Raw genomic sequence first — 20,637 nt, 5'->3', positions numbered from 1 at the left:
TATGAGCAGCGAACGATTTATCTACCTTCCCCTCGGTGGGGCGGGTGAAATTGGCATGAACGCATACGTTTATGGCTACGGCAAACCCGGCAAGGAACGTCTGATCGTCGTCGACATCGGCGTGGCTTTCCCGGACATGGACAGCACGCCCGGCGTGGACCTGATCCTGCCCGACATCACTTGGCTGAAGAAACGCCGCGACCAGATCGAGGCGATCTTCATCACCCACGCGCATGAAGACCACATCGGCGCGATTGCCCATTCCTATGAGGCGCTCAAGGCACCCATCTATGCGCGGGCCTTCACCGCCAATATCGCGCGCCGCAAGATGTCCGAGCATGGCCATCCTGAGGATGCGATCACCACGGTCAGCACATGGCCTGAGCAGATCAAGGCTGGCCCGTTCACTGTGGGTTTCCTGCCAATCTCGCATTCGATCCCTGAATCCTCGGCCATGGTCATCGACACGCCCGACGGGCGCACGATCCACTCCGGTGACTTCAAGATCGACCGCACGCCGGGTGTTGGCGAAGCCTTTGACGATGCGCTTTGGGCCGACGTCTGCAAGGGCGGAGTCAAGGCGCTGATCTGCGACAGTACCAATGTCTTCTCCGCCCATCCGGGCCGCTCGGAAGCCACCGTTGGGCCCGAGATCGAAAAGCTGGTCTCCAGCGCCGAGGGCATGGTCATCGCGACGACCTTCGCCTCCAACGTGGCACGGGTGAAAACCCTGGCCGAGGCAGGCGCGCGTGCGGGCCGCTCAATCGTGCTCTTGGGCCGGGCGATGAACCGCATGGTCGAAGCCTCGATTGAGACTGGCGTGATGAAAGACTTCCCGCCGGTGATCTCGCCCGAGAACGCCCGTGCGATCCCGCGTGAAAACCTGATGTTGCTGGTTACTGGCAGCCAAGGTGAGCGCCGGGCCGCTTCTGCGCAACTGGCGCGGGGCAAGTATCAGGGGATCGAGCTGAAAGAGGGCGATCTGTTCCTCTTTTCATCCAAAACCATTCCGGGCAACGAGCGCGGTGTCATCAGCATCATCAACCAGTTCTCTGAAAAGGGTGTGGATGTGGTCGACGATTCCTCAGGCCTCTACCACGTCTCGGGCCACGCGAACCGCCCCGATCTGGAAACGCTGCATGACATCGTGAAGCCGCAGGTTCTGATCCCCATGCACGGCGAGCACCGTCACCTGCGTGAGCATGTGAAGATCGCGAACGGCAAGGGCATTACAGGTGTTCTGGCTGTCAACGGCATGATGGTCGATCTCTCGGGCAACAAGCCTAAGGTGGTTGAGCATGTCGACACGGGCCGCATGTATCTGGATGGTTCCGTGCAGGTTGGCGCGCTTGACGGGGTTGTGCGGGATCGTATCCGCATGGCGCTGAACGGTCATGCGACTGTGACGATGATCTTGGACGCTGACGATGAGCCTTTCGGCGAGCCGTGGGTTGATCTGATGGGCCTGCCCGAGAAGGGCCGCTCTGACGCGCCGCTGGTGGATGTTCTCGAAGAGGACCTAAGCCAATGGCTGAACCGTCAAAAGCCCGCCACCCTGCGCGATGATGACAAGCTGAACGACGGTCTGAAAAAGGTCGCTCGCCAGTCCGCGCAGAATGAGATCGGCAAGAAGCCGGAAGTCACCGTAGTGGTCAGTCGTCTGAACTGACCTCCGCGTCCCCGCTGCACATATAGACCGCGCCGCCAACCGCGACCACGCTTACCCCCGTGGCCGCAAGGGCGGCGGGGGTCGACAGTGCGGTGGCCAGCGTCGTGCCCGTGGTCGCCAGGTTGGCGCTCAGGGCAGACGCCCCTCCTGTCAGGATGAATGCCCCCGACTTATGCGCCACGGCGCGTAGGTTTTCGGGCTGTGTGACAGTCTCCACGGCAGAGCGTGCGATGCTTTTGCTGATGTCGACAGTCTCTTGCTTGGTGGTGTTCACGCGCTCGCAAAAGGTCTTTTTGCAATAGCCGCGATAGTTGCGCTCGCCGGGGATCAGGAAGTGACCGTCTTCTGCCGTGGCGGTCAGGCAATAGCCGTCGATCTGGTCGAGCGGGACGGTGGTAGCAAGGTAGTCGAACAACACCCCGCTGTTGCAAGCCGGCGGCGTTCCCCAAAGCTTGCTCCACTTGCGCGCAGGCCAGTTCATCAGCCGCTCGCGGGTGCCGACCTCATCAGCGAAGTTCGCGAAATTCTCTGCCTCGACAACCACTTCGGCGCCGTTGACCACGGCTTGGCAGCGCTCGGCGCTGGCCGGGGCGGCGGTAAAGGCCAAGAAGGACAGGGCGAGGGCGATGGGGGCGTACTGCCGCATGGGAAACCTCTTTCAGGGTGTTTCACCTCACATAGCACAGACGAAAAAGCCGCCAATCCCGGTGGGGATCGGCGGCGAATTCATGCCAGCAGTTGCGCCGGGTCAGATACGTTCGCGGAAGCTCAGGCCGATGAAATCAGGCGTGTGATCGCCTAGACCGACCACGCGGTTGTCATTGCCGCCGCGCTTGTCGTTCCGGCCCCGGCCACCGCGGGACTTCTTGTCGTCGCGACCACCACGGTTGGATTTCTGCTCGTCCTGCGCAGGGGCGGCTTCGGTCTTTTCGACTTCAGCAGGCTGCTCTACAGGCTCAGGCTTCGCCTCCTGCTTTGGCTCGGGCTTCGCGGCCTCAACATTTGGCTTATCTTCGGCAGCCTTCTCAGCACGCGGCGTGTCGGACTTGCGGCTGCGCGAACGGGTGCGCTTGGGCTTGTCGTCGCTCTTGGCGGGCGCTTCGGCTTTTGCTTCTTCCTGCGCGGGCGCAGCATCACCCAGCGGGTTGTCAAAGCGCGGAATCGGCTTTTGCACCAGACGCTCGACATCTTCGAGGTTCTTTTCGTCCCGCGGCACGCAGATCATGATCGCCTTGCCATCGCGCCCGGCGCGGCCAGTCCGACCGATGCGGTGAACGTAGTCCTCGGCGTGGCTCGGTACGTCGAAGTTGAACACATGGCTCACGCTCGGCACATCAAGGCCACGCGCGGCAACGTCAGAGGCTATGAGAAAGCGCAATTCGCCTGCGCGGAACCCATCGAGCGTTTTGGTCCGCTGGCTCTGATCCAGATCGCCGTGGATCGGGGCCGCGTCGTAGCCGTATTTTTTTAAGGACTTGGCAACGGTATCCACGTCCATCTTGCGGTTGCAGAAGATGATCGCGTTGGTGCATTTGTCGCCTTCAGCATCGATCAGCATCCGCAGCAGCTTGCGCTTTTCGGTCGCTTCACGGTCCTTGCGCGAGGCTTTGAACATCACCACGCCCTGGGTGATATTCTCGCTCGTGGTCGCCTGACGGGCCACTTCGATGCGCTCAGGGTTGCTGAGGAAGGTGTTGGTGATCCGCTCAATCTCGGGCGCCATGGTGGCCGAGAAGAACAGCGTCTGCCGGGTAAAGGGCGTAAGGCCAAAGATGCGCTCGATGTCAGGGATGAAGCCCATGTCGAGCATCCGGTCAGCTTCGTCCACGACCATGACTTTCACGTCCGACAGGATCAGCTTGCCGCGCTCGAAATGATCAAGCAAGCGGCCCGGTGTGGCAATCAGCACGTCGACGCCTTTGTCGATCAGCTTGTCTTGCTCCTTGAAGCTCACGCCGCCGATCAGCAGCGCTTTGGTCAGCTTGAGATGCTTGGAATAGGTGTCGAAGTTCTCAGCCACCTGTGCGGCAAGCTCACGCGTCGGGCAAAGCACAAGGCTGCGCGGCATCCGGGCGCGGGCGCGGCCACGGGCGAGCAACGAGAGCATGGGCAGCGTGAAGCTGGCGGTCTTGCCGGTGCCGGTCTGGGCAATGCCCAAAACGTCGCGGCCTTCGAGGGCAGGGGGGATGGCGCCAGCCTGAATGGGCGTGGGCGATTCGTAGCCAGCTTCTACAACAGCTTTGAGAACCTTGGCGTTCAAGTTTAGATCGGTAAATTTTGTCATGTGCGTCCGGGTTGAGCGGACACTGACTTGGCCCGCGGCAGCAATACAAGCCGGCCCGAATGGCCCTGAGGGCGGCCTGTGCCGCGGCATGTTCCAAAAGCGCATAGCAACTTGCGGCTGCGCCGTCAAACACTTGGGGATCAGGGCGTTGCGTCGGGGAAGTGGCGGGGCAGGATTGCATCTAGGTTCAGGTCAACGCGGCGCAGAAGTCCGCGGGCGTCGAGCGCGCTGCGCAGGTCAGGCGAGACGGCGCAAACTTCGTCAAAGAAGGCGCGCAAACCAGCCACGCCGCCCTCGGATTCGATCATCGCGAAAAGCTCGTGCATCGACAGCCCGCCCCGGTCGCGCGGACGGTTCGGGGCCAGTTCGGCGCGGTAGGAGCCGTTTTCGTGCCGGTAGCGGTAGGCGGCGAGCCAGTCGTCCCAGCTTTTGGCGTGGAGATGGGCTAGGTCAATGCCGGGCTGCTGTTCCGGCCCGTCGATGATTTTATCGTCGTGAAAGACGTTGTGTATCTGAACGCGGATGCCTTCTAACCCTGTGCGGACAAAGACCTTGCCCGCCAAATGGCTCAAAAACCCGCCTTTGATATAGGGGCCATAGGTCGGATAAATTGCGGCCACGGTGTTTGCACGGTCTGGCCCATTGGGAATGAAGGCTTTGAAATGCGTGTTGTCGCCTGAAAGCGCCTCCATCGGGCGGATGCGGGCGATCTGCTGCTTGGCGGGCAGCGTAGAAAGGATATCGGTCACCGGCTGCTTGGAGACGAGAAACTCGTCCACATCCATATGGATCAACCAGTCGACGTCATTTGCGCGGCGATAGGCATCTGTCGCGTTCTGCGTCTGGCGGACCTGGTGTTTGACAGGGCGCTTGCCCGAGAGCTTTTGCCAATGGGCCGCGTCGCAGGTTGTGACCCGTATTTTGGGATGCGCCTTGAGCGGCGCGTAAGCCTCAGGGTTTTCAGCGTCCAGATAGAGGTAGAGCCGGTGTGCGCCGGCCTCCAGATGGTAGGCCGCGAAGCGCAGGATGTCCTCGGCGGGGGCCAAGATCGTGGCGCTGAGCCCCCATGTCGTGTTTGCTGTCATCACTGCTCCCCGGTTGGGGCACACAATGTCATTGTCTGGTACGAAATCAAGGGCTTCCGCGCGGGCAGGGCGTAGGGGTCAGACCATCATTTCCTTGGTCGCGGTCAGCTTCACGTCCGGGTAATCGCGGTCCACGCGGTCGATGTCCCATTGCAGGCGGGTCAGGTAAACGATGTCGCCGTCGTGATCGAAAGCGATGTGCTGTTTGTTGGCTTCGGTAAACTTATCAACGGCTTGCTTGGCACCGTTCACCCAGCGGGCGGAGGTGAATTGCGAGGGCTCAAAGCGTACAGGCAGCCCGTATTCGAGCTCAATCCGGCTGGCGAGAACCTCAAACTGCAACTGCCCGACGACACCAACGACAAAGCCCGAACCGATCGAGGGCTTGAAAACTTTCGCGGCCCCTTCTTCGGCGAATTGCATTAGTGCTTTCTCAAGGTGCTTTGCTTTCAGCGGATCACCCGCACGGACCGATTGCAGCAGCTCCGGCGCAAAGGAGGGGATGCCGCTCACGCGCAGCGCTTCGCCTTGGGTCAGCGTGTCACCGATGCGGAGTTGCCCGTGGTTGGGAATGCCGATGATGTCACCGGCCCAAGCCTCTTCGGCCAATTCGCGGTCAGAGGCCAAAAACATCACCGGGTTGGAAATGGTCATCGGCTTTTTGGTGCGCACATGGGTCATTTTCATGCCGCGCTCGAAATGCCCCGAGGCGAGGCGGACGAACGCCACACGGTCGCGGTGCTTGGGGTCCATATTGGCCTGAACTTTGAAGACAAAGCCGGAAACCTTTGTTTCTTCGGGCAAAATCTGGCGCGGAGTGGCAGCTTGAATCTGCGGCTCCGGCCCGTATTTGGCGATGCCTTCCATCAGTTCGCGGACGCCAAAGGAGTTGATCGCCGAGCCGAACCAGATCGGCGTCAGCGTGCCTTCGTGCATGGCTTTCATGTCGAGCGGCGGCAGCAGTTCGCGGGCCATTTCCAGATCTTCACGCAACTTTTCAAGCAAGGCGGCGGGGACGTGTTCGGCCAGTTTGGGGTCGTCCAGCCCTTCGATCTTGATGCTGTCGGCGACGCGGTTCCGGTCGGCGCGGTCCATCAGTTCCAGACGGTCGCGCAGCATGTCATAGCAGCCGACAAAATCGCGGCCCACGCCGATGGGCCAGCTTGCGGGCGTCACGTCAATGGCGAGGTTTTCTTGGATTTCGTCAATGATCTCAAAGGTATCGCGGCTTTCGCGGTCCATCTTGTTACAGAAGGTCAAGATCGGCAGGTCGCGCATCCGGCAGACTTCAAAGAGTTTTTGCGTCTGGCTTTCCACGCCCTTTGCGCCGTCGATCACCATTACGGCGGCGTCCACGGCGGTTAGCGTGCGGTAGGTATCCTCGGAAAAATCCGAGTGGCCGGGGGTGTCGACGAGGTTAAAGCGGTAGTTGGTGTCGCCGCTGTGAAAATCGAACGACATGGCCGAGGCGGAAACAGAGATGCCCCGGTCCTTTTCCATCGCCATAAAGTCAGAGCGCGTGCGGCGGGCTTCGCCCTTGGCGCGCACTTGCCCAGCCATCTGAATCGCCCCACCAAACAGCAGGAACTTTTCAGTCAGTGTGGTCTTGCCCGCATCCGGGTGGCTGATGATCGCAAAGGTGCGACGGCGCGCGATCTCGGCGGGCAGGGCGGGGCGGTTTAGGGGCGTATCCAACATGACAGGGCGTATAGACGCGGCAGGGCCAAGCGGCAAGTAGCGGCAGTGTCGTGGAGGCGTGCTGTCAGCGGGTACTGGCCTTACGTAACAGCGCGGCGGCGTCGGGTCGATCAAGCAGCGCTTCGGCCAGATCGAGGCCCGCGTGTGGCAGGTCGGAATGGCCGGGGATAACCTCGCCCATGGCGGCGGACATCTCGGGCGGCAGAACCGAGCGGGTGCGGCTGTCGACGAGCATGGATTCGGCGGCGATGCCTTCGGCGTAGATAATCTGATGCCCGTCAAAGAGAAGTTGGAAATAGTCGACAAAGCCGCCGTCCAGCGTCGTGACACTGTCACCATTGACCAGATGCCGCGCTTTGACGAGGAGTTCTGAGCGACCCGCACCCATTTCGTCACTGCGCTGATAGATGAACAGCCGGTGGTCGGGGCTGACGATCAGGTCGTGTTCGTTGTTCAGCGTACCCGCACGAATTCGGATCGGGGCAAAGTCTCCCACGGCGCGGAGCGTGCTCTGCCCGATCCAGCGGAGCGGCTGCACGCCGTCGTCTCGGGTCAGGATCCGGTCGCCGACGCGCAGGTCTTCGATAGGGCGCATTTCGCCTGTACCAAGCGAGATATGAGTGCCGCGGGTGAAGGAGACACAGGCAACTTGGCCAAACTTCTGTCGTGTGTTCTCGGTGTCGATTCCGACAAGGCGATAGCCGATACGCGGGGTGAGCGCGCCTAGTGGGAGCAGGTAGATGCCCGCTGCGTGCCCGATGCTGTCCACTTCGACCAAGACAAGCGCTTCGTGAATTTGACCATCGGGCGACATCAGCATCAAAGCGCTGTCCAGATGCACATCCGCCCCGGGGGTGCCTCCTTCGGTATCAGCGGCGAGGCGCAGCCGGTTGCCTGTCAGCGTCAGCAAGGACAAGCGCGTAGCTGCGGCGGTCGGCGTTAGCTCATAAGTGTCATCCAGCACCAGTTCAGCCGCAAAGGACAGCGCATCGCCCATATTCGCCCCATCCGTCGCGCAGAACTGCGCGGCGCGGTAGACGGCGATGCTTTGAGCCGGTGCAGGGCGGGACGGGGACATGGCGGGCCTTTGATCTGGGGCGGTGTTCGCCAAGCAAATAAGCTAGGATTGTGACCGGGGTGGGTCAAGCTCTTGGCGTTTTGCTGGCATCGGCGGCAGGGCGTGGTAGGCATAGGCCAACGCATAGGAGGAATCGCGATATGGATCTGGGAATCAAAGGTAAAAAGGCGCTGGTCTGCGCATCGTCCAAGGGGCTTGGGCTGGGCTGTGCCGAGGCTTTGGCGGCGGCTGGCGTGAACCTCGTGATGAACGCCCGCGGCGCTGAAGCGCTTGAGGCCGCAGCCGAGCGTATACGGCAGGAGCACGGCGTCGAAGTGAACACCGTGGCCGCCGATGTCGCCACGGAAGAGGGCCAAGCGCTTGTTATCAAGGCCGCCGAGGGCTGTGACATCCTCGTCAACAACGCCGGCGGCCCGCCCCCCGGCATGTGGCACGATTGGGACCGCGAGGATTTCATTAAGGCGCTTGATGCCAATATGCTCGCTCCTATCGCACTGATCAAAGCGCTGGTGCCGGGTATGATGGAACGCGGTTGGGGCCGTGTGGTCAATATCACCAGCCAGTCGGTGCGCGCACCGATTGCTGTGTTGGGACTGAGCAACTCCGCCCGTACCGGGCTCACCGGCTATGTCGCAGGCACCGCGCGTCAGGTGGCGGGCAAGGGCGTGACGATCAACAACCTGCTGCCGGGCATTCATGCGACAGACCGCGCGGATTCGCTCGATGGCGCGGTGGTCAAAGCCAAGGGCATTACGCTGGACGAGGCCCGCGCCGAGCGTCAGGCGGGCATCCCCGCTGGCCGCTACGGCACACGGCAGGAGTTTGGTGCAACCTGTGCCTTCCTCTGTTCGCAACATGCAGGGTTCATCGTGGGGCAAAACCTGCTGCTGGATGGCGGCGGCACTAATATCACGATGTAGCGGGGGGTGGCCGAGGCTTTCTCCCTGAAGGACCATCTGTTTAACGCAGATACAGTTGGGCGGCTGGCAACTGAATTTGCCGCCGCTCTGCCAACATTCGACCCTGTCCGGTTTCAGGCCGAAGTCATGGCCGGGCTACCAGATCGTGCGCTTATGGAGCGAATGGAGTGGATCGCGGATTGTCTTGAACCACAGTTGGCATCCGATTTCCCCACGCTGGCTGCCCAGTTGGAAGCTGCGATGCCGCCACCGCTTGACCCAACCCGGCGTGACGATGATTTTGGCCATTTCATCCACGCCATGCCGGGCATTCTCGCCGTGCGGCATGGGCTAGAGCATCACCGTGAGCGCGCGCTGGACCTGATCCACGCCGCCACGCAACGCTTTTCCATGGAATTCTACATCCGCCCCTTTCTGAACCGTTGGCCGGAGGAAACACTGGCGCGGCTAACGCGATGGGCGGACGATGAGAATTACCACGTTCGACGTCTGGTGAGCGAAGGCACCAGACCGCGATTGCCCTGGGCGCGGGCAGTCTCGTTGCTCCCTGAGCAGACCCTACCGCTGCTGACCCGGATGCATGCAGACCCGACCCGCTATGTGACGCGCTCGGTAGCCAACCACTTGAACGACATCGCCCGCCGCGATCCTGATCTGGTGATCGCCACCCTGCGCAATTGGGCGGATGAGGGGCGTCAGGGCGCGAGAGAGTTACAATGGATCACACGCCATGCTCTGCGGGTGCTGGTGAAACAGGGTCATAGCGGCGCGCTTAGTTTTTTGGGCTATCGTGATGATCTGCGGATAGAGGCGGATCTGCAGTTGGCGGAGCAGGTGCATATTGGTGATCTGCTCGAAATTGCCTGCGAGTTGCGGGCCGCACAGAGTTTGCCGGTCATGGTCGACTACCGCATTCGCTTTGTGCGCCCCGGTGGGAAGCATGTCGAAAAGGTCTTTAAACTAAAGGCCACAGAGGTCGCGGCGGAGCAACCTTTGCAACTTGCAAAACGCCATCGGCTGAAAGGTGACGCGACGACCTTTCGGCTTTATCCCGGCGCGCACCGGATCAGCCTGCAGGTCAATGGACGGGACGTAGCACAGGCGGATTTCGAACTGTTGCCTGCTCGCTAACGGTCACGTTTCTGCCAGCACAGGTTTCAGCACTGGCCTGCTGCGGGTGCGGCGGCTAACGCTTGAGGACCCGCTGAGAAAGGTCCACGCCCTTGCAAACCACCGTTTTGATTATCCTCTTCGCCGCTGTCATCCTCGCCAGCCTGCTGGTCGCCCCGCGACGCGCTACCGTTGAGGGGTTCTTTGGCGGGACCAATGTCGCTGGCCGCGCGCCGGGGCTTTGGGTGCTGGTGCTGAGCCAAGTCACCACATGGATTTTCGCCCGCAGCCTAATGAACGCGGCGATCTTGGGCTATTTCTACGGCATCGCGGGCACGTTGGCCTATGCGGCCTATTACGGGTCTTTCCTGACGGGTGGTTTTATCGTCGGCCATCTGCGCCGGGGCGGGGCGCGCTCGGTGCAGGACTGGCTGCGCGGGCAGTTCGGGGGCGCGGGGACGGGGGCCTATAACCTCGTCATCGCGCTGCGGCTCTTGTCCGAGGTCTTTGCCAACTTGCTGGTTGTGGCGCTGATTTTTGAGGCGGTCTGGCCCGGGTCCGGCACGCTGGCGGTGCTGGTGGTGGCGACACTCGGCTTTGGCTATTCGGCTTGGGGCGGGCTCTCGGCGGCGCTGCGCACAGATGTGGTGCAGATGCTGGTGTTTCTGGTGGTCTTTGGTCTGGCACTTGGGGCGCTGCTGCTGAGCCCCGGCTTTGAGCTTGGCGCGGTGCTGAGCGCGCCCGGCGTTTCGGGGCCTTACAGTGGTTGGGTGCTGCTGGTCGTGGCGCTCTTGCAGGTGTTTTCCTACCCCGCGCATGACCCGGTGATGATGGACCGTGGATTTCTCGCGGACGAGGCCACGACCCGCGCCTCCTTCCTACACGCGTTTTGGATTTCGACGCTCTGCATCATCGGCTTCGGCTTTTTCGGCATTCAAGGCAGCCTCACCGGGGCCGCCTATGAAGGCGAGTTGATCGGCACATGGGCGCTGATGTTCCCGGGCTGGATTTTTGTGGCGCTGATGCTGTCGCTGCTGGTCTCGGCGCTCTCGACGCTGGACAGCGCACTGGCCTCGGCGGCGCGGCTGATGGTCGAGGAATGGCGCATCGCTCCGCGCAGCCTGCGCGGGGGGCGGCTGGTGATGGCGGGGTTCATGATCTTGGGCGCACTGCTGACGCTTTGGGGCAACGCGACGCTCTTTGACGCCGTGGCGGTCAGCGGCACGGCCTCGATGTTTTTGACCCCGGTGCTGCTGGTCGGGCTGATTGCCGGGCGGCGCGTGGCGGTCTGGAGCTATCTCGTGGCCTTTGGCGCGGCCCTGCTGGGCGCGGCGCTCTATTTCGCGCGCGGTTGGCCCAGCGTGGCGACGCTGCTGCCCGAGGGGCATAAATACGAGCAGCTTTTGGTGATCTGCCTCATGGTCCTCGCCGCCGGTTTCGCGGCGGTGCTTGCGGGGGCGCGGCGGGGCTGATAGCTGGTTTCCGAGCGATTTAATCGGATACCGGCAGCTTTCATGAGTGACCCCACCCCCCGACTGGAAATCAAGAACCTGCGCCGCAGCTATGGCGGGCGGCAGGTGGTCGATGACGTGTCTTTGCAGATCATGCCGGGGCAGGTGACCTGCCTGCTGGGCCCCTCGGGCTGCGGCAAATCCACCACCCTGCGGATGATCGCGGGAGTCGAGATGCAAGACAGCGGCACGATCCATGTCGACGGCAAGCTGATCTGCGACACGGTCTTTCGCGTACCGCCCGAGCGGCGCGAGATTGGCCTGATGTTTCAAGACTTTGCGCTCTTCCCGCATCTCAGCGTGGCTGACAATGTGGGCTTTGGCCTGAAAAAGGGCACCAAGGCCGAAAAGCGGGCGCGCATTGAGGAACTTCTCAAACGCGTGGACCTGCTGCGCTATATCGACGGCTACCCGCATCAACTTTCGGGCGGCGAGCAGCAGCGTGTGGCGCTGGCCCGCGCGCTGGCCCCGCAGCCGCGCATTATGCTGATGGACGAGCCGTTTTCCGGTCTCGACAACCGCCTGCGCGACGGCATCCGGGACGAGACGCTGAGCATCCTGAAAGAAGAAGACACCGCCGTGCTGCTGGTCACCCATGAGCCCGATGAGGCGATGCGCATGGCCGATGAAATTGCGCTGATGCGCGACGGCAAGATCGTCCAGCAAGGTGCGCCTTACAACGTCTATACCCGCCCCGTGGACCGCGCCTCGGTCGCCTTCTTCAGCGATGCCAATGTGCTGGATGCCACGGTGAACGGTGCGCTGGCCGAAACAGTTTTTGGCGAGTTTCTTGCCCCCGGTCTGCCGGATGGGACTAAGGTGAATATCGTGTTCCGCCCCCAGCACCTGCGGATCGACTTTGACCGTGCCGGCAAAGGCCCGCGCCCGACCTCGACCGATGGCACCCCGGCGCGCGCGGTGGTCGAACGGGCGCGTTTTATGGGCAATGAAAGCCTTGTGGAATTTGTGCTCGATCAAGACGGCTCGCGGCTCCGTGCGACCGTGCCCAATGTCTTTCTGCCGCAGCCCGGCGCCGTCATGTGGCTCACCGTGCGCCGCGACCGCTGTTTTGTCTTTCCGGTGAAGCCATGACCCCGTTGATGGTGGAATTTGGCATGGGCTCGTCCCTGCGCCGGGCCGATTATACTGAGGCCGCCAAACGCGCCGTGCAGGATGCGCTCTGGCATAATTCGATCAATCTGGCCGAGCTCTTTGGCTTCGATAAATCCGACATGCGGATCACGCTGGACGTCGGCGTGCAGCGCCCCGATTTGGTCGACGCCGAGGCGCTGCGTGCGGTCTTTCCCTATGGCGAGGTGACGGTCAATCTGCACCACGGCGGCCTTGACGTGCCGCGGCCCGAGGGCGCGGGCAACCCGACGGTCATGGCAAACGTAGCGCTATCGGTCGGCTTTGACATGGAGCGCGCCGATGGCTGAACAACGCATCATGATCGAGATGGGCATGGGCAATGATCTGCACGGCATGGATTATACCAAAGCCTGCGCCCGCGCGATTGAGGACGCCCTGCGCCATTCCTCGCTGCCGCTCTTTGGCGCGCTTGATGTGACGCCGGATCAGATGCGCGTGCAGGTCACCGTGGCGGTACAGGAACCCGAGAAGGTTGATGTCGATGCGCTGGTGGCCAAACTGCCACGGGGCCGGGCCGAGGTGCGTGCGGTGAAGGGCGGGCTGAACGTCCCGACCGGGCAGGATGTGATCGTGGTGGCGCAGGCCAGTGTTGAAGCGTTTTTACCGCCGCAAACGGGCTGGCAGTTGAAGCGCTGAGCCGGGCGGCGCCAGACCGCGGGATGGCGCTCTAGACCTTACAGTTTGGCAGTTTATCGTCGCTGCTCTTAGGCGAATCTCTCAAGCCGCCCGCACAGTAGCAAAAGCGCCAGCCCGTGCGGGCGGTCTGGCGCTGCGCGGCGGCCTGCGGCCTTGATTCCGCGCTAGGGGCGGTAGTCGGCAAGGGTTTTGCCGTCTTCGTCGACAAAGAGTTCTGGCAGCGCTTCGGCGCTTTCAATCTGGTCGAGCGGGTAGGTGGTAAAACCTGCGTCTTCAGACCAGCCCATCAGCAGCCAAAACCGCCCCCAGTTCTCTACTTTCAGCGGACGCACCACCTTTGCCACTTCACCCACAACCCCGATCCGCAGTTTCTGCCGCGCCTGTATCGCGGCGCGCAGCACGGGCAGATGGGCAAAAACCCGCGTCGCTTTGCCCCGCGTCTGAAGCGCCTGCTGCCACGCCGCACCCTCTGCAATCGTCTCGGCAGGCAAAACCGCGTCGAACTTCGCGGCCAAAGTCTCCGCCGCGCCCTGCAAGTCCCGATCCCCCACCTCTGCTGCAACGGCAAGGCCGAGGTTCAGCGCCTCCAACTCGGCGGGGGTCAAGCTCAACGGGGGCAGGGTGATCGCCGGTGTTACGCGATAGCCTTCGCCCCGCGTCCCGGCTACCGGCACCCCCGAGGCAATCAGCTTGTCCATATCGCGGTAGATCGTGCGCACCGACACATCAAACCGCTGGGCCAGATCCTCCGCCCGATGCAACTGCCCGTCCCGCAGAATATCGATCAGCGCGACCAAACGATCTCTATGCCTATTCTCTTTCATGCTCCTGACAAAAACACGTCAGGAGAGATTCTGCACCCGCAAAATCTGCGCATTGCGTCCCCGAGTTCCACGGTCCCAACCGCTTTGCCCCTTCATGCCACCCGGCCATGCCGCTATCACAGACAAAATCGGTGCGCCTGCACGCGCGCCAAACATGATGGGAGAACAGACATGTTGAACAATATCGGACTGCCGGGCCTGCTGCTGATCGCAGTTGTCGTGCTGGTGCTTTTTGGCCGTGGCAAGATTTCTTCGCTGATGGGCGAAGTCGGCAAGGGCATCACCAGCTTCAAAAAGGGCATCAGCGAAGGCGAGGAAGAAACCAAGCACAGCGACGACATCAAACATGTCGACGAAGTACACCACGCTGACCTGCCCGAGCACACCGACCAAGGCACGCATCCGCGCACAGACCTGAAGACCGACAAAGACCGGGTGTAACCGCATGTTCGATCTGGGTTGGACGGAGCTTTTGGTCATCGGCGTGGTGGCCCTGATCGTGGTGGGCCCCAAGGACCTGCCCGTGCTGTTTCGGCGCGTCGGGCAGTTCGTGGGCAAAGCCAAGGGCATGGCGCGCGAATTCAGCCAAGCGATGAACGATGCCGCCGATGAAAGCGGCATGCGCGAGATGTCGTCCTCCTTGAACAAATCGCTCAAGACCGCATCCAACCCGCTTGGCAGTGCCATGGACGAAGTGAAGGACGCGACCAAGTCGCTGACCAACTTCGACCCCAATAGCGAGACCGGGAAACTGGCCGCGCAAAAGGCTGAGGACGTCAAGAAGATCCAAGCCAACACGGCACGTGCGGCAGCAGAGCGCAAACAGCGCGAAGCGGCCGAAGCGATGGCGCAGGCTGACGCTGCTGAGGCTGAATTGACGCCGAAGACCCCGGCGGCCAAACCGGCTGCTGCCAAGAAACCGGCAGCGAAGAAACCGGCTGCCAAAAAGCCTGCGGCCAAGAAACCAGCCACAAAAACCGCTGCGAAGAAACCTGCCGCGAAAAAGCCCGCCACCAAGAAGCCAGCGGCCGCCAAACCCGCCGCGAACAAAGAGTAAGTTAAATGAGCGCTTCCGACGACTTTGACGAGATCGACGACAGCTCGGCCCCGCTGATCGAACATCTGGCCGAGCTGCGCACGCGGCTTATCCACTCGGTCATCGCCTTTATCATCGGCATGGTGATCTGTTTCACCGTCTGGAACCCGATTTTCAACTTTCTGACCGAACCGCTGTGTTCGGCCATGGCCGAACGGGGCCAAGAAGACTGCGGACTGATCCTGATCAAACTGCAAGAAGGCTTCTTTGTCGCGATCTCGATCTCGCTGCTGGGCGGCTTGGTGCTGGGCTTCCCCTTCATCAGCTACCAACTCTGGCGCTTCGTGGCACCGGGGCTCTACAAAAACGAAAAGGGCGCCTTTCTGCCCTTCCTGATCTCTTCGCCAGTGATGTTCTTCCTCGGCGCGGCCTTCGCCTTCTACGTCGTGACCCCGCTGGCCTTTGATTTCTTCCTTGGCTTCCAACAAGCAGGCACGCTGGTGGGCGAGGGGCCAGAGGGCGAAAACGGCATCGCCGCCATTGCTTTCCAAGGCTCCGCGCAAGAATACCTGTCGCTTACGATCAAATTCATCGTGGCCTTTGGCCTCTGCTTCCAACTGCCCGTGCTGCTGACCCTGATGGGCAAGGCTGGGCTGGTCAGTTCCGAAGGTCTCGGCAACGTGCGCAAATACGCTGTCGTCGCCATTTTGGTGCTCGCCGCACTGGTGACGCCCCCGGATGTCATCACCCAAGTCATCCTTTTCGTCGTGGTCTATGGTCTCTACGAAATTTCGATTTTCTTGGTCCGCCGCGTTGAAACCAAGCGGGATGAGAAACTGCGCGCCGAAGGCTACTTCGATGACGAGGATGAGGAAGACCTGCTGTGATCGACGACCCAATGGATCGCATTGCCGCGGCGCTGGAACGTATGTCTCCCGCGCCGCTGGCGGCTCCCGATTTCGATGCGGCCACTGCCTTTGTCTGGCATACCGATCCTGACCGACTGGTGCCGGTGCCACAGGTGGCGCGGGTTGACCTGCCGCTGCTTATCGGCGTCGACCGCGCCCGCGACACGCTCTTGGCGAATACGCGTCAATTCGCTGCCGGACTGCCAGCAAATAATGCCCTCCTCTGGGGCGCGCGCGGGATGGGGAAATCGAGCCTTGTCAAAGCGATACACGCCGATGTGCAAGCATCACATGAAGGTCTGCGGATTGTGGAATTGCAGCGCGAAGACCTGCCGTCAGTCGGGCGCCTGCTCAGCCTCCTGCGCGGCGCATCACAACGATTCATCCTGTTTTGCGACGATCTCAGCTTCGGCCATGACGACGCCCACTACAAATCACTGAAAGCCGTGCTCGATGGCGGCATCGAAGGGCGGCCCGACAATGTGGTGCTCTATGCCACGTCAAATCGCCGCCACCTGATGCCCCGCGACATGATCGAGAATGAGCGCGGCAGTGCCATCAACCCGTCAGAAGCCGTCGAAGAGAAAGTGTCTCTGTCGGACCGTTTCGGCCTCTGGCTCGGCTTCCACCCCTGCGATCAGGACCAGTATCTGGCGATGATCCGCGGCTATTGCGATGCCTTCGGGGTAGAGATTGACGACGAGACCCTGCGCAGCGAGGCGATCGAATGGCAAGCCACCCGCGGCGCACGTTCAGGCCGCGTCGCATGGCAATATTTCGTGGATCTCGCCGGCCGCAAAGGGGTCACCGTCAGCGGCGGCTAAGCCCCCATTCTTTTTGGCTAAAAATACTTCGGGGTCCGGGGCAGCGCCCCGGCGATCTGCCAAGCACTGCCCCGTTCGTTATCAGCCTACTGAATATAAGGCGTCGGATCGACGCTCTCAAACCCGTTGCGCACCTCAAAGTGGACATGCGAATCTGCGCCATCGCGCAGTACAGCGATCTGCTGGCCACGGCTGACGCTATCACCTTTGGCCACCTTCACTCCGGCGACATTAGCATAAACGGTCAGCAGGTTATTGGGATGGCGGACCACGACGATCGGGATGCCTTCCGCGCTTTTGGTAATCGCCGCCACGGTGCCGCCGTCTGCGGCTTTGACGGAAGCGCCGGGCGCGCCCTTGATGTTGATGCCCTCGTTCTTGCCTTTGGCGTATTCACGGATGATCGAGCCTTGGACGGGTGCAATCATCTTAGTGGCCTTTGCCGGTGCCGTGGGCTTGCCGACATCGGCAACAGGCTCTGCAGGTGCGGCGGCGGGGGGCGTCGGTTTCGCGGTATCGTCCTGCGGCAGGGGCTTGGCGGCCGAAGGCGGTGTCGGCGTCGGGGAGCCCGCGCCGGGGGCGGTGGTCACCGGTTCCACCGGCTGCGGCGCGGGTGCGGCGGCGGGGGTGATCTGGCGTGGCGGGGCTTGTTTCTCAACTGGGATCAAGAGGAACTGACCTTCGCGGATCGCGAAATCGGGGCCGAGACCGTTCCATTCGGCCAGCGCCTTGACCGGCACGTTATAGAGCCGCGAGACGGTATAGGCTGTCTCACCGCGCTCGACACGGTGGCGCACAGGCTCTTTAGCCTTGGGCGCTGCGGGCTGTGGTGCAGGCGTGCTGGTGTTGGCAGGGGGCAGGCCCTGCGTCTGGACGCCGGGGGTGGCGGGCACGCGGTCAATAGCGTTCCCAGCAAGCGAGGTGATGTCGACATTGCCGCCAGTGCTACCGGGCGCAGGTTCGGCCACGCGGCGGGGCAGGGCGATGATCTCACCCTGACGCAGGGGCACGCCCAAGTCGATGCCGTTGTAGCGCGCCAGCTCATTGCGGTCTGCGCCCACACGGGCGGCCACGTCTTTGAGCGTGTCACCGCGCTGTGCCACGGCCACCTGATAGTTTGGGTAGGAGATCACACCGCGCGCATCCGGCTTGGGCCGTTCGGCCAGCGGGCCGCGGGCGGCTTCGGCAGTGCTGAACCCGTCGCCGAAGGTGCTGCGCATGTCAAAGTCCAGCGGCTGACCTTCGCAGCCGGCCAGCAGTATCACACTGGTGCCCGCCAAAAGGGTCAGGCGGGTTGGTCGGCTTTTAAACGGGTGGCGCATCTGCAAGTCCTCATCTTCACCCCCATATCTTCCGGGAGTTTGGTCTTTCATATCCTATTAACCGTCCTTGCCCAAGCCTTCCAGCAGGGGGACGAAACGCACGGCGCGCAATTCATCGTATTCGAGACCTTCGGCGGTCTTTCGCACACGGATCAGGTGTTGCACCGTGTCGGACTGGCCAACGGGCAGCACCATGATGCCCCCCACCTTTAGCTGCGCGAGCAGCGGGCCGGGCGGGTCTTCGGCGGCGGCGGTCACGATGATGCGGTCAAAGGGCGCCTGTTCGGCGAGGCCAAAGCTGCCGTCAGCGGTGATCGCGGTGATGTTGGTAAGGTCCATCGCCTCAAACACGCCGCGGGCTTCCTGCACCAAGCGGCGGTGGCGGTCGATGGTATAGACCCGGCGCGCCAGTTTGCTGAGGATTGCAGCCTGATAGCCGGAGCCAGTGCCGATCTCGAGCACCTTGTCGCGAGACGAGACTTGTAGCGCTTGGCTCATTAGCCCCACAACCGAAGGCTGGCTGATCGTCTGTCCGCAGGCGATGGGCAGCGGCATATCCTCATAGGCGCGGCTGGCGAAAAGGCCGCGGATAAACGGCCCCCGGTCCACCGCTTCCATCGCTGTCAGCACCCGCGCATCGGTGACGCCCTTGGAGCGCAGCGCGTAGAGGAACTGCATCTTGCGTTCGGCTTCAGAGATCGGCTCTTCGTTCATCCGTTGATGCCCGCCAATGTGTCCAGCGCCGCATGGTCCGTCAGGTCGCAGCGCATGGGCGTGACTGAGACATAGCCGTCGAGGTTCAGGCAGGCGTCGCTGCCAGGTGCTGTTTGCACACGCTGGTCGCCGCCTTTGATCCACAGAAACCGGCGGCCCGAGGGCGACAGATGCGCTTCGGTCGAAAAGCCGGTGCCGGGGCGACGGCCTTGCGGCGCAAGACGAATGCCGCGCACATCCGCGCCTGCGACGGGCGGGAAGTTCACGTTGTAGAACAGACCGTAGGCCGCGTCTTCCTGCGGGCTGTGCGCAAGAATACGGCGGCAGGTCTCGGCCCCGTGCTGGGCCGCGGCCTCAAAGGGATCGGCCAGATCGCGGTTGGCGGGGCCGTAATATTGCGACAGGGCGATGGCGGGCAGACCCTGCAAAGCCGCTTCCATCGCGCCGCCGAGCGTGCCGGAATAGAGCGCGTTTTCAGCAGCGTTGTTGCCCCGGTTCACGCCCGAGAGCACCAGATCAGGGGGCGCGGCTGTCATCGTGTCGTGGATCGCAGCCAGCACGCAATCGGCTGGGGATCCTTCGGTCGCAAAGACCCGCTCGCCCAGTTGCGAGATCATCATCGGCTTGGTGTAGCTGATGCAATGGCCCACGCCGGACTGCTCAAACGCAGGTGCCACGGTCCAGACCTCGCCATTCGGTCCGGCAAGTTCGTCGGCAATGGCTTTGAGCACGGTCAACCCGGGTGCGTTGATGCCGTCGTCATTTGTGATCAGAATACGCATGAAGGCCCCTTTTTGCCTTGATAGGCGAGGGGCGGACCGGCGGCAAGCGCGGCGCGCCGGTGCCGCCCGGTTCAGGCGGCGGAGTTTTCCGACAGTTGCGCCAATACCGCAGCGGCCTGCGTGGCCGGATCGCTGAGCGCCGCGCGGTCTTCGCCGGGGAAGAAACGGCCTCGGGTGGCGGTGGGCATGGGCTCGGGCGTCACGATATGCACCATTGGGCCGATCTGCGCGGTCTCGGCCTGCCAGGAGGTCGCCAGCGCGATCTGCGCGGCTTTGGTGGCGCCGTAGCTGCCAAAGAATTTGGCCCCGGCGCGAGGATCGTCAAAGAACACCGCTTGACCCTCGGCCCCCAGCAAGGGCGACACGAAGGTGATCAGCCGCGCCGTGGCGGTGATATTGCCCGCGATGGATTTCTCCATATCCTTGGCGTCAATGTGATCGGTCGGGGTCAGGGGGGCGGCGTGAATGGCGCAGTGCAGCCAGAGGGTCAGCCCGCCCCAGCGGTCGTGGATGCCGCGGCAGAGCACAGCCATGGCATCGGCATTGGTCACATCCATCGGCGCCAGCGTGGCGCTGCCGCCTTTGGCTTGGATACGGTCGTCCAATTCCTCCAACGCGCCGGTCGTGCGACCGACGGCGATGATGTGATGGGTGGGGGCCAAAGCCTCGGCCAAGGCGGCCCCAAGGCCGCGCGAGGCGCCGGTGATCAATGCTGTTTTGCTCATGTCCGCGATGTGCACCGCGCGGCGCGGCAGGTCAAGAGGCCGCGGGCGTGCTTAGCCCTTGGGCAGGCGCAGCACTTTGTTGCCGCGACGGCTGGAAAGCACCAGAGCGCCTTCGCCAATGGCTGCGACAACGCCGCCCGCCACTTGGTCGCCCACTTTGACGCGGGAAATCTTGCCACCGCCTTCGCGGATCAACGCGCCGGGGGTCGCTTCGCTGCCGAAGATACCAATCAATGCCGTGCGCGACAGATCGGCCTTTTCAGTTGCCAAATCGGTCACTTTCTTGGGTGTCGGGGTCCCAGGGTTTGCCATGATTTGCCTTTCGCCTGTGATTGCAGTTTCGCGCGGCGTCCCCCGCG

The 20,637-nt window shown here is 62.4% G+C and carries 22 protein-coding genes; 11 read left to right on the top strand and 11 right to left on the bottom strand.

Annotated elements, in window-relative coordinates:
• The first annotated feature begins 1 nt into the window (after position 1).
• Positions 2–1,669 carry a ribonuclease J gene (locus BLS57_RS03805; protein WP_093739379.1) on the top strand — a complete coding sequence of 556 codons (1,668 nt, stop codon included), beginning with the start codon at positions 2–4 and terminating at the stop codon, positions 1,667–1,669.
• Here the strand turns inward: BLS57_RS03805 and BLS57_RS03800 are convergent.
• From BLS57_RS03800 to BLS57_RS03780, 5 genes are all read right to left on the bottom strand, one after another.
• Positions 1,653–2,315 carry a hypothetical protein gene (locus BLS57_RS03800; RefSeq protein WP_093739377.1) on the bottom strand — a complete coding sequence of 221 codons (663 nt, stop codon included), beginning with the start codon at positions 2,313–2,315 and terminating at the stop codon, positions 1,653–1,655. The two genes, BLS57_RS03805 and BLS57_RS03800, sit on opposite strands and share 17 nt — an antisense overlap.
• Positions 2,316–2,417: 102 nt before the next feature.
• Positions 2,418–3,953, bottom strand: coding sequence for a DEAD/DEAH box helicase (locus BLS57_RS03795; protein ID WP_093739375.1), 1,536 nt, complete (start codon positions 3,951–3,953; stop codon positions 2,418–2,420).
• Between the two features lie 140 nt (positions 3,954–4,093).
• Positions 4,094–5,038 carry a glycosyltransferase family 2 protein gene (locus BLS57_RS03790; RefSeq protein WP_093739373.1) on the bottom strand — a complete coding sequence of 315 codons (945 nt, stop codon included), beginning with the start codon at positions 5,036–5,038 and terminating at the stop codon, positions 4,094–4,096.
• A gap of 78 nt (positions 5,039–5,116) precedes the next feature.
• Positions 5,117–6,736: a peptide chain release factor 3 gene (locus BLS57_RS03785; protein ID WP_093739371.1), complete on the bottom strand. Its 1,620-nt coding sequence runs from the start codon at positions 6,734–6,736 to the stop codon at positions 5,117–5,119.
• Positions 6,737–6,800: 64 nt separating this feature from the next.
• Positions 6,801–7,814 carry a Hint domain-containing protein gene (locus BLS57_RS03780; protein ID WP_093739369.1) on the bottom strand — a complete coding sequence of 338 codons (1,014 nt, stop codon included), beginning with the start codon at positions 7,812–7,814 and terminating at the stop codon, positions 6,801–6,803.
• 140 nt (positions 7,815–7,954) lie between these two features.
• Here BLS57_RS03780 and BLS57_RS03775 point away from each other — a divergent pair, with 140 nt between their 5' ends.
• The 6 genes from BLS57_RS03775 (at position 7,955) to BLS57_RS03750 (ending at position 13,143) form a co-directional block, all read left to right on the top strand.
• The gene (locus BLS57_RS03775) at positions 7,955–8,734 is read left to right on the top strand and encodes an SDR family oxidoreductase (protein WP_093739367.1); all 780 of its coding nucleotides are present in this window, start codon (positions 7,955–7,957) and stop codon (positions 8,732–8,734) included.
• A gap of 6 nt (positions 8,735–8,740) precedes the next feature.
• Positions 8,741–9,865 (top strand): hypothetical protein, encoded by a 1,125-nt coding sequence (locus BLS57_RS03770; protein WP_093739365.1) that lies wholly within the window; start codon positions 8,741–8,743, stop codon positions 9,863–9,865.
• A gap of 92 nt (positions 9,866–9,957) precedes the next feature.
• Positions 9,958–11,316: an SLC5/6 family protein gene (locus BLS57_RS03765; protein WP_093739363.1), complete on the top strand. Its 1,359-nt coding sequence runs from the start codon at positions 9,958–9,960 to the stop codon at positions 11,314–11,316.
• A gap of 42 nt (positions 11,317–11,358) precedes the next feature.
• Positions 11,359–12,447, top strand: a complete 1,089-nt coding sequence (locus BLS57_RS03760; protein WP_093739361.1) for an ABC transporter ATP-binding protein — start codon at positions 11,359–11,361, stop codon at positions 12,445–12,447.
• A complete protein-coding gene (locus tag BLS57_RS03755; RefSeq protein WP_093739359.1) occupies positions 12,444–12,794 on the top strand; it encodes a Lin0512 family protein in 351 nt (116 codons plus the stop codon). The genes BLS57_RS03760 and BLS57_RS03755 overlap by 4 nt, the downstream gene beginning before the upstream one ends.
• Positions 12,787–13,143 carry a Lin0512 family protein gene (locus tag BLS57_RS03750; RefSeq protein ID WP_093739357.1) on the top strand — a complete coding sequence of 119 codons (357 nt, stop codon included), beginning with the start codon at positions 12,787–12,789 and terminating at the stop codon, positions 13,141–13,143. Before BLS57_RS03755 ends, BLS57_RS03750 begins: the two co-directional genes overlap by 8 nt.
• Positions 13,144–13,307: 164 nt before the next feature.
• Here the strand turns inward: BLS57_RS03750 and BLS57_RS03745 are convergent, their stop codons facing one another.
• Positions 13,308–13,967 carry a helix-turn-helix transcriptional regulator gene (locus tag BLS57_RS03745; RefSeq protein ID WP_093739355.1) on the bottom strand — a complete coding sequence of 220 codons (660 nt, stop codon included), beginning with the start codon at positions 13,965–13,967 and terminating at the stop codon, positions 13,308–13,310.
• A gap of 171 nt (positions 13,968–14,138) precedes the next feature.
• Between BLS57_RS03745 and BLS57_RS03740 the strand changes: the two genes are divergently transcribed.
• From BLS57_RS03740 to BLS57_RS03725, 4 genes are read left to right on the top strand one after another with little or no spacing between them, the layout of a single operon-like run.
• Positions 14,139–14,408, top strand: coding sequence for a twin-arginine translocase TatA/TatE family subunit (locus BLS57_RS03740; protein ID WP_093739353.1), 270 nt, complete (start codon positions 14,139–14,141; stop codon positions 14,406–14,408).
• 4 nt (positions 14,409–14,412) lie between these two features.
• On the top strand, positions 14,413–15,024 hold the full coding sequence (gene tatB, locus BLS57_RS03735) for a Sec-independent protein translocase protein TatB (RefSeq protein ID WP_093739351.1): 612 nt from the start codon (positions 14,413–14,415) through the stop codon (positions 15,022–15,024).
• 5 nt (positions 15,025–15,029) lie between these two features.
• On the top strand, positions 15,030–15,890 hold the full coding sequence (gene tatC, locus BLS57_RS03730) for a twin-arginine translocase subunit TatC (protein WP_093739349.1): 861 nt from the start codon (positions 15,030–15,032) through the stop codon (positions 15,888–15,890).
• Positions 15,887–16,735 carry an ATP-binding protein gene (locus BLS57_RS03725; protein WP_093739347.1) on the top strand — a complete coding sequence of 283 codons (849 nt, stop codon included), beginning with the start codon at positions 15,887–15,889 and terminating at the stop codon, positions 16,733–16,735. The genes tatC and BLS57_RS03725 overlap by 4 nt, the downstream gene beginning before the upstream one ends.
• Positions 16,736–16,821: 86 nt before the next feature.
• Here BLS57_RS03725 and BLS57_RS03720 read toward each other — a convergent pair whose 3' ends face one another.
• From BLS57_RS03720 to BLS57_RS03700, 5 genes are all read right to left on the bottom strand, one after another.
• Positions 16,822–18,057 carry a M23 family metallopeptidase gene (locus BLS57_RS03720; protein WP_093740288.1) on the bottom strand — a complete coding sequence of 412 codons (1,236 nt, stop codon included), beginning with the start codon at positions 18,055–18,057 and terminating at the stop codon, positions 16,822–16,824.
• 57 nt (positions 18,058–18,114) lie between these two features.
• A complete protein-coding gene (locus tag BLS57_RS03715; protein WP_093739345.1) occupies positions 18,115–18,771 on the bottom strand; it encodes a protein-L-isoaspartate(D-aspartate) O-methyltransferase in 657 nt (218 codons plus the stop codon).
• Entirely contained in the window at positions 18,768–19,553 is a 786-nt protein-coding gene (gene surE, locus BLS57_RS03710; protein ID WP_093739343.1) for a 5'/3'-nucleotidase SurE, read from the bottom strand. Before surE ends, BLS57_RS03715 begins: the two co-directional genes overlap by 4 nt.
• Positions 19,554–19,624: 71 nt before the next feature.
• Positions 19,625–20,278: an SDR family NAD(P)-dependent oxidoreductase gene (locus tag BLS57_RS03705; protein ID WP_093740286.1), complete on the bottom strand. Its 654-nt coding sequence runs from the start codon at positions 20,276–20,278 to the stop codon at positions 19,625–19,627.
• Between the two features lie 51 nt (positions 20,279–20,329).
• Positions 20,330–20,590, bottom strand: coding sequence for a pilus assembly protein PilZ (locus BLS57_RS03700; RefSeq protein ID WP_093739341.1), 261 nt, complete (start codon positions 20,588–20,590; stop codon positions 20,330–20,332).
• Between the last annotated feature and the right edge of the window lie 47 nt (positions 20,591–20,637).

Origin of the sequence: Sulfitobacter delicatus (assembly GCF_900102535.1) — a bacterium.
In the GTDB taxonomy this organism is placed as follows: Bacteria; Pseudomonadota; Alphaproteobacteria; order Rhodobacterales; family Rhodobacteraceae; genus Sulfitobacter; species Sulfitobacter delicatus.
Note: the sequence above shows the minus strand (reverse complement) of the source record. Positions and strands in the feature narration are given on the sequence as shown.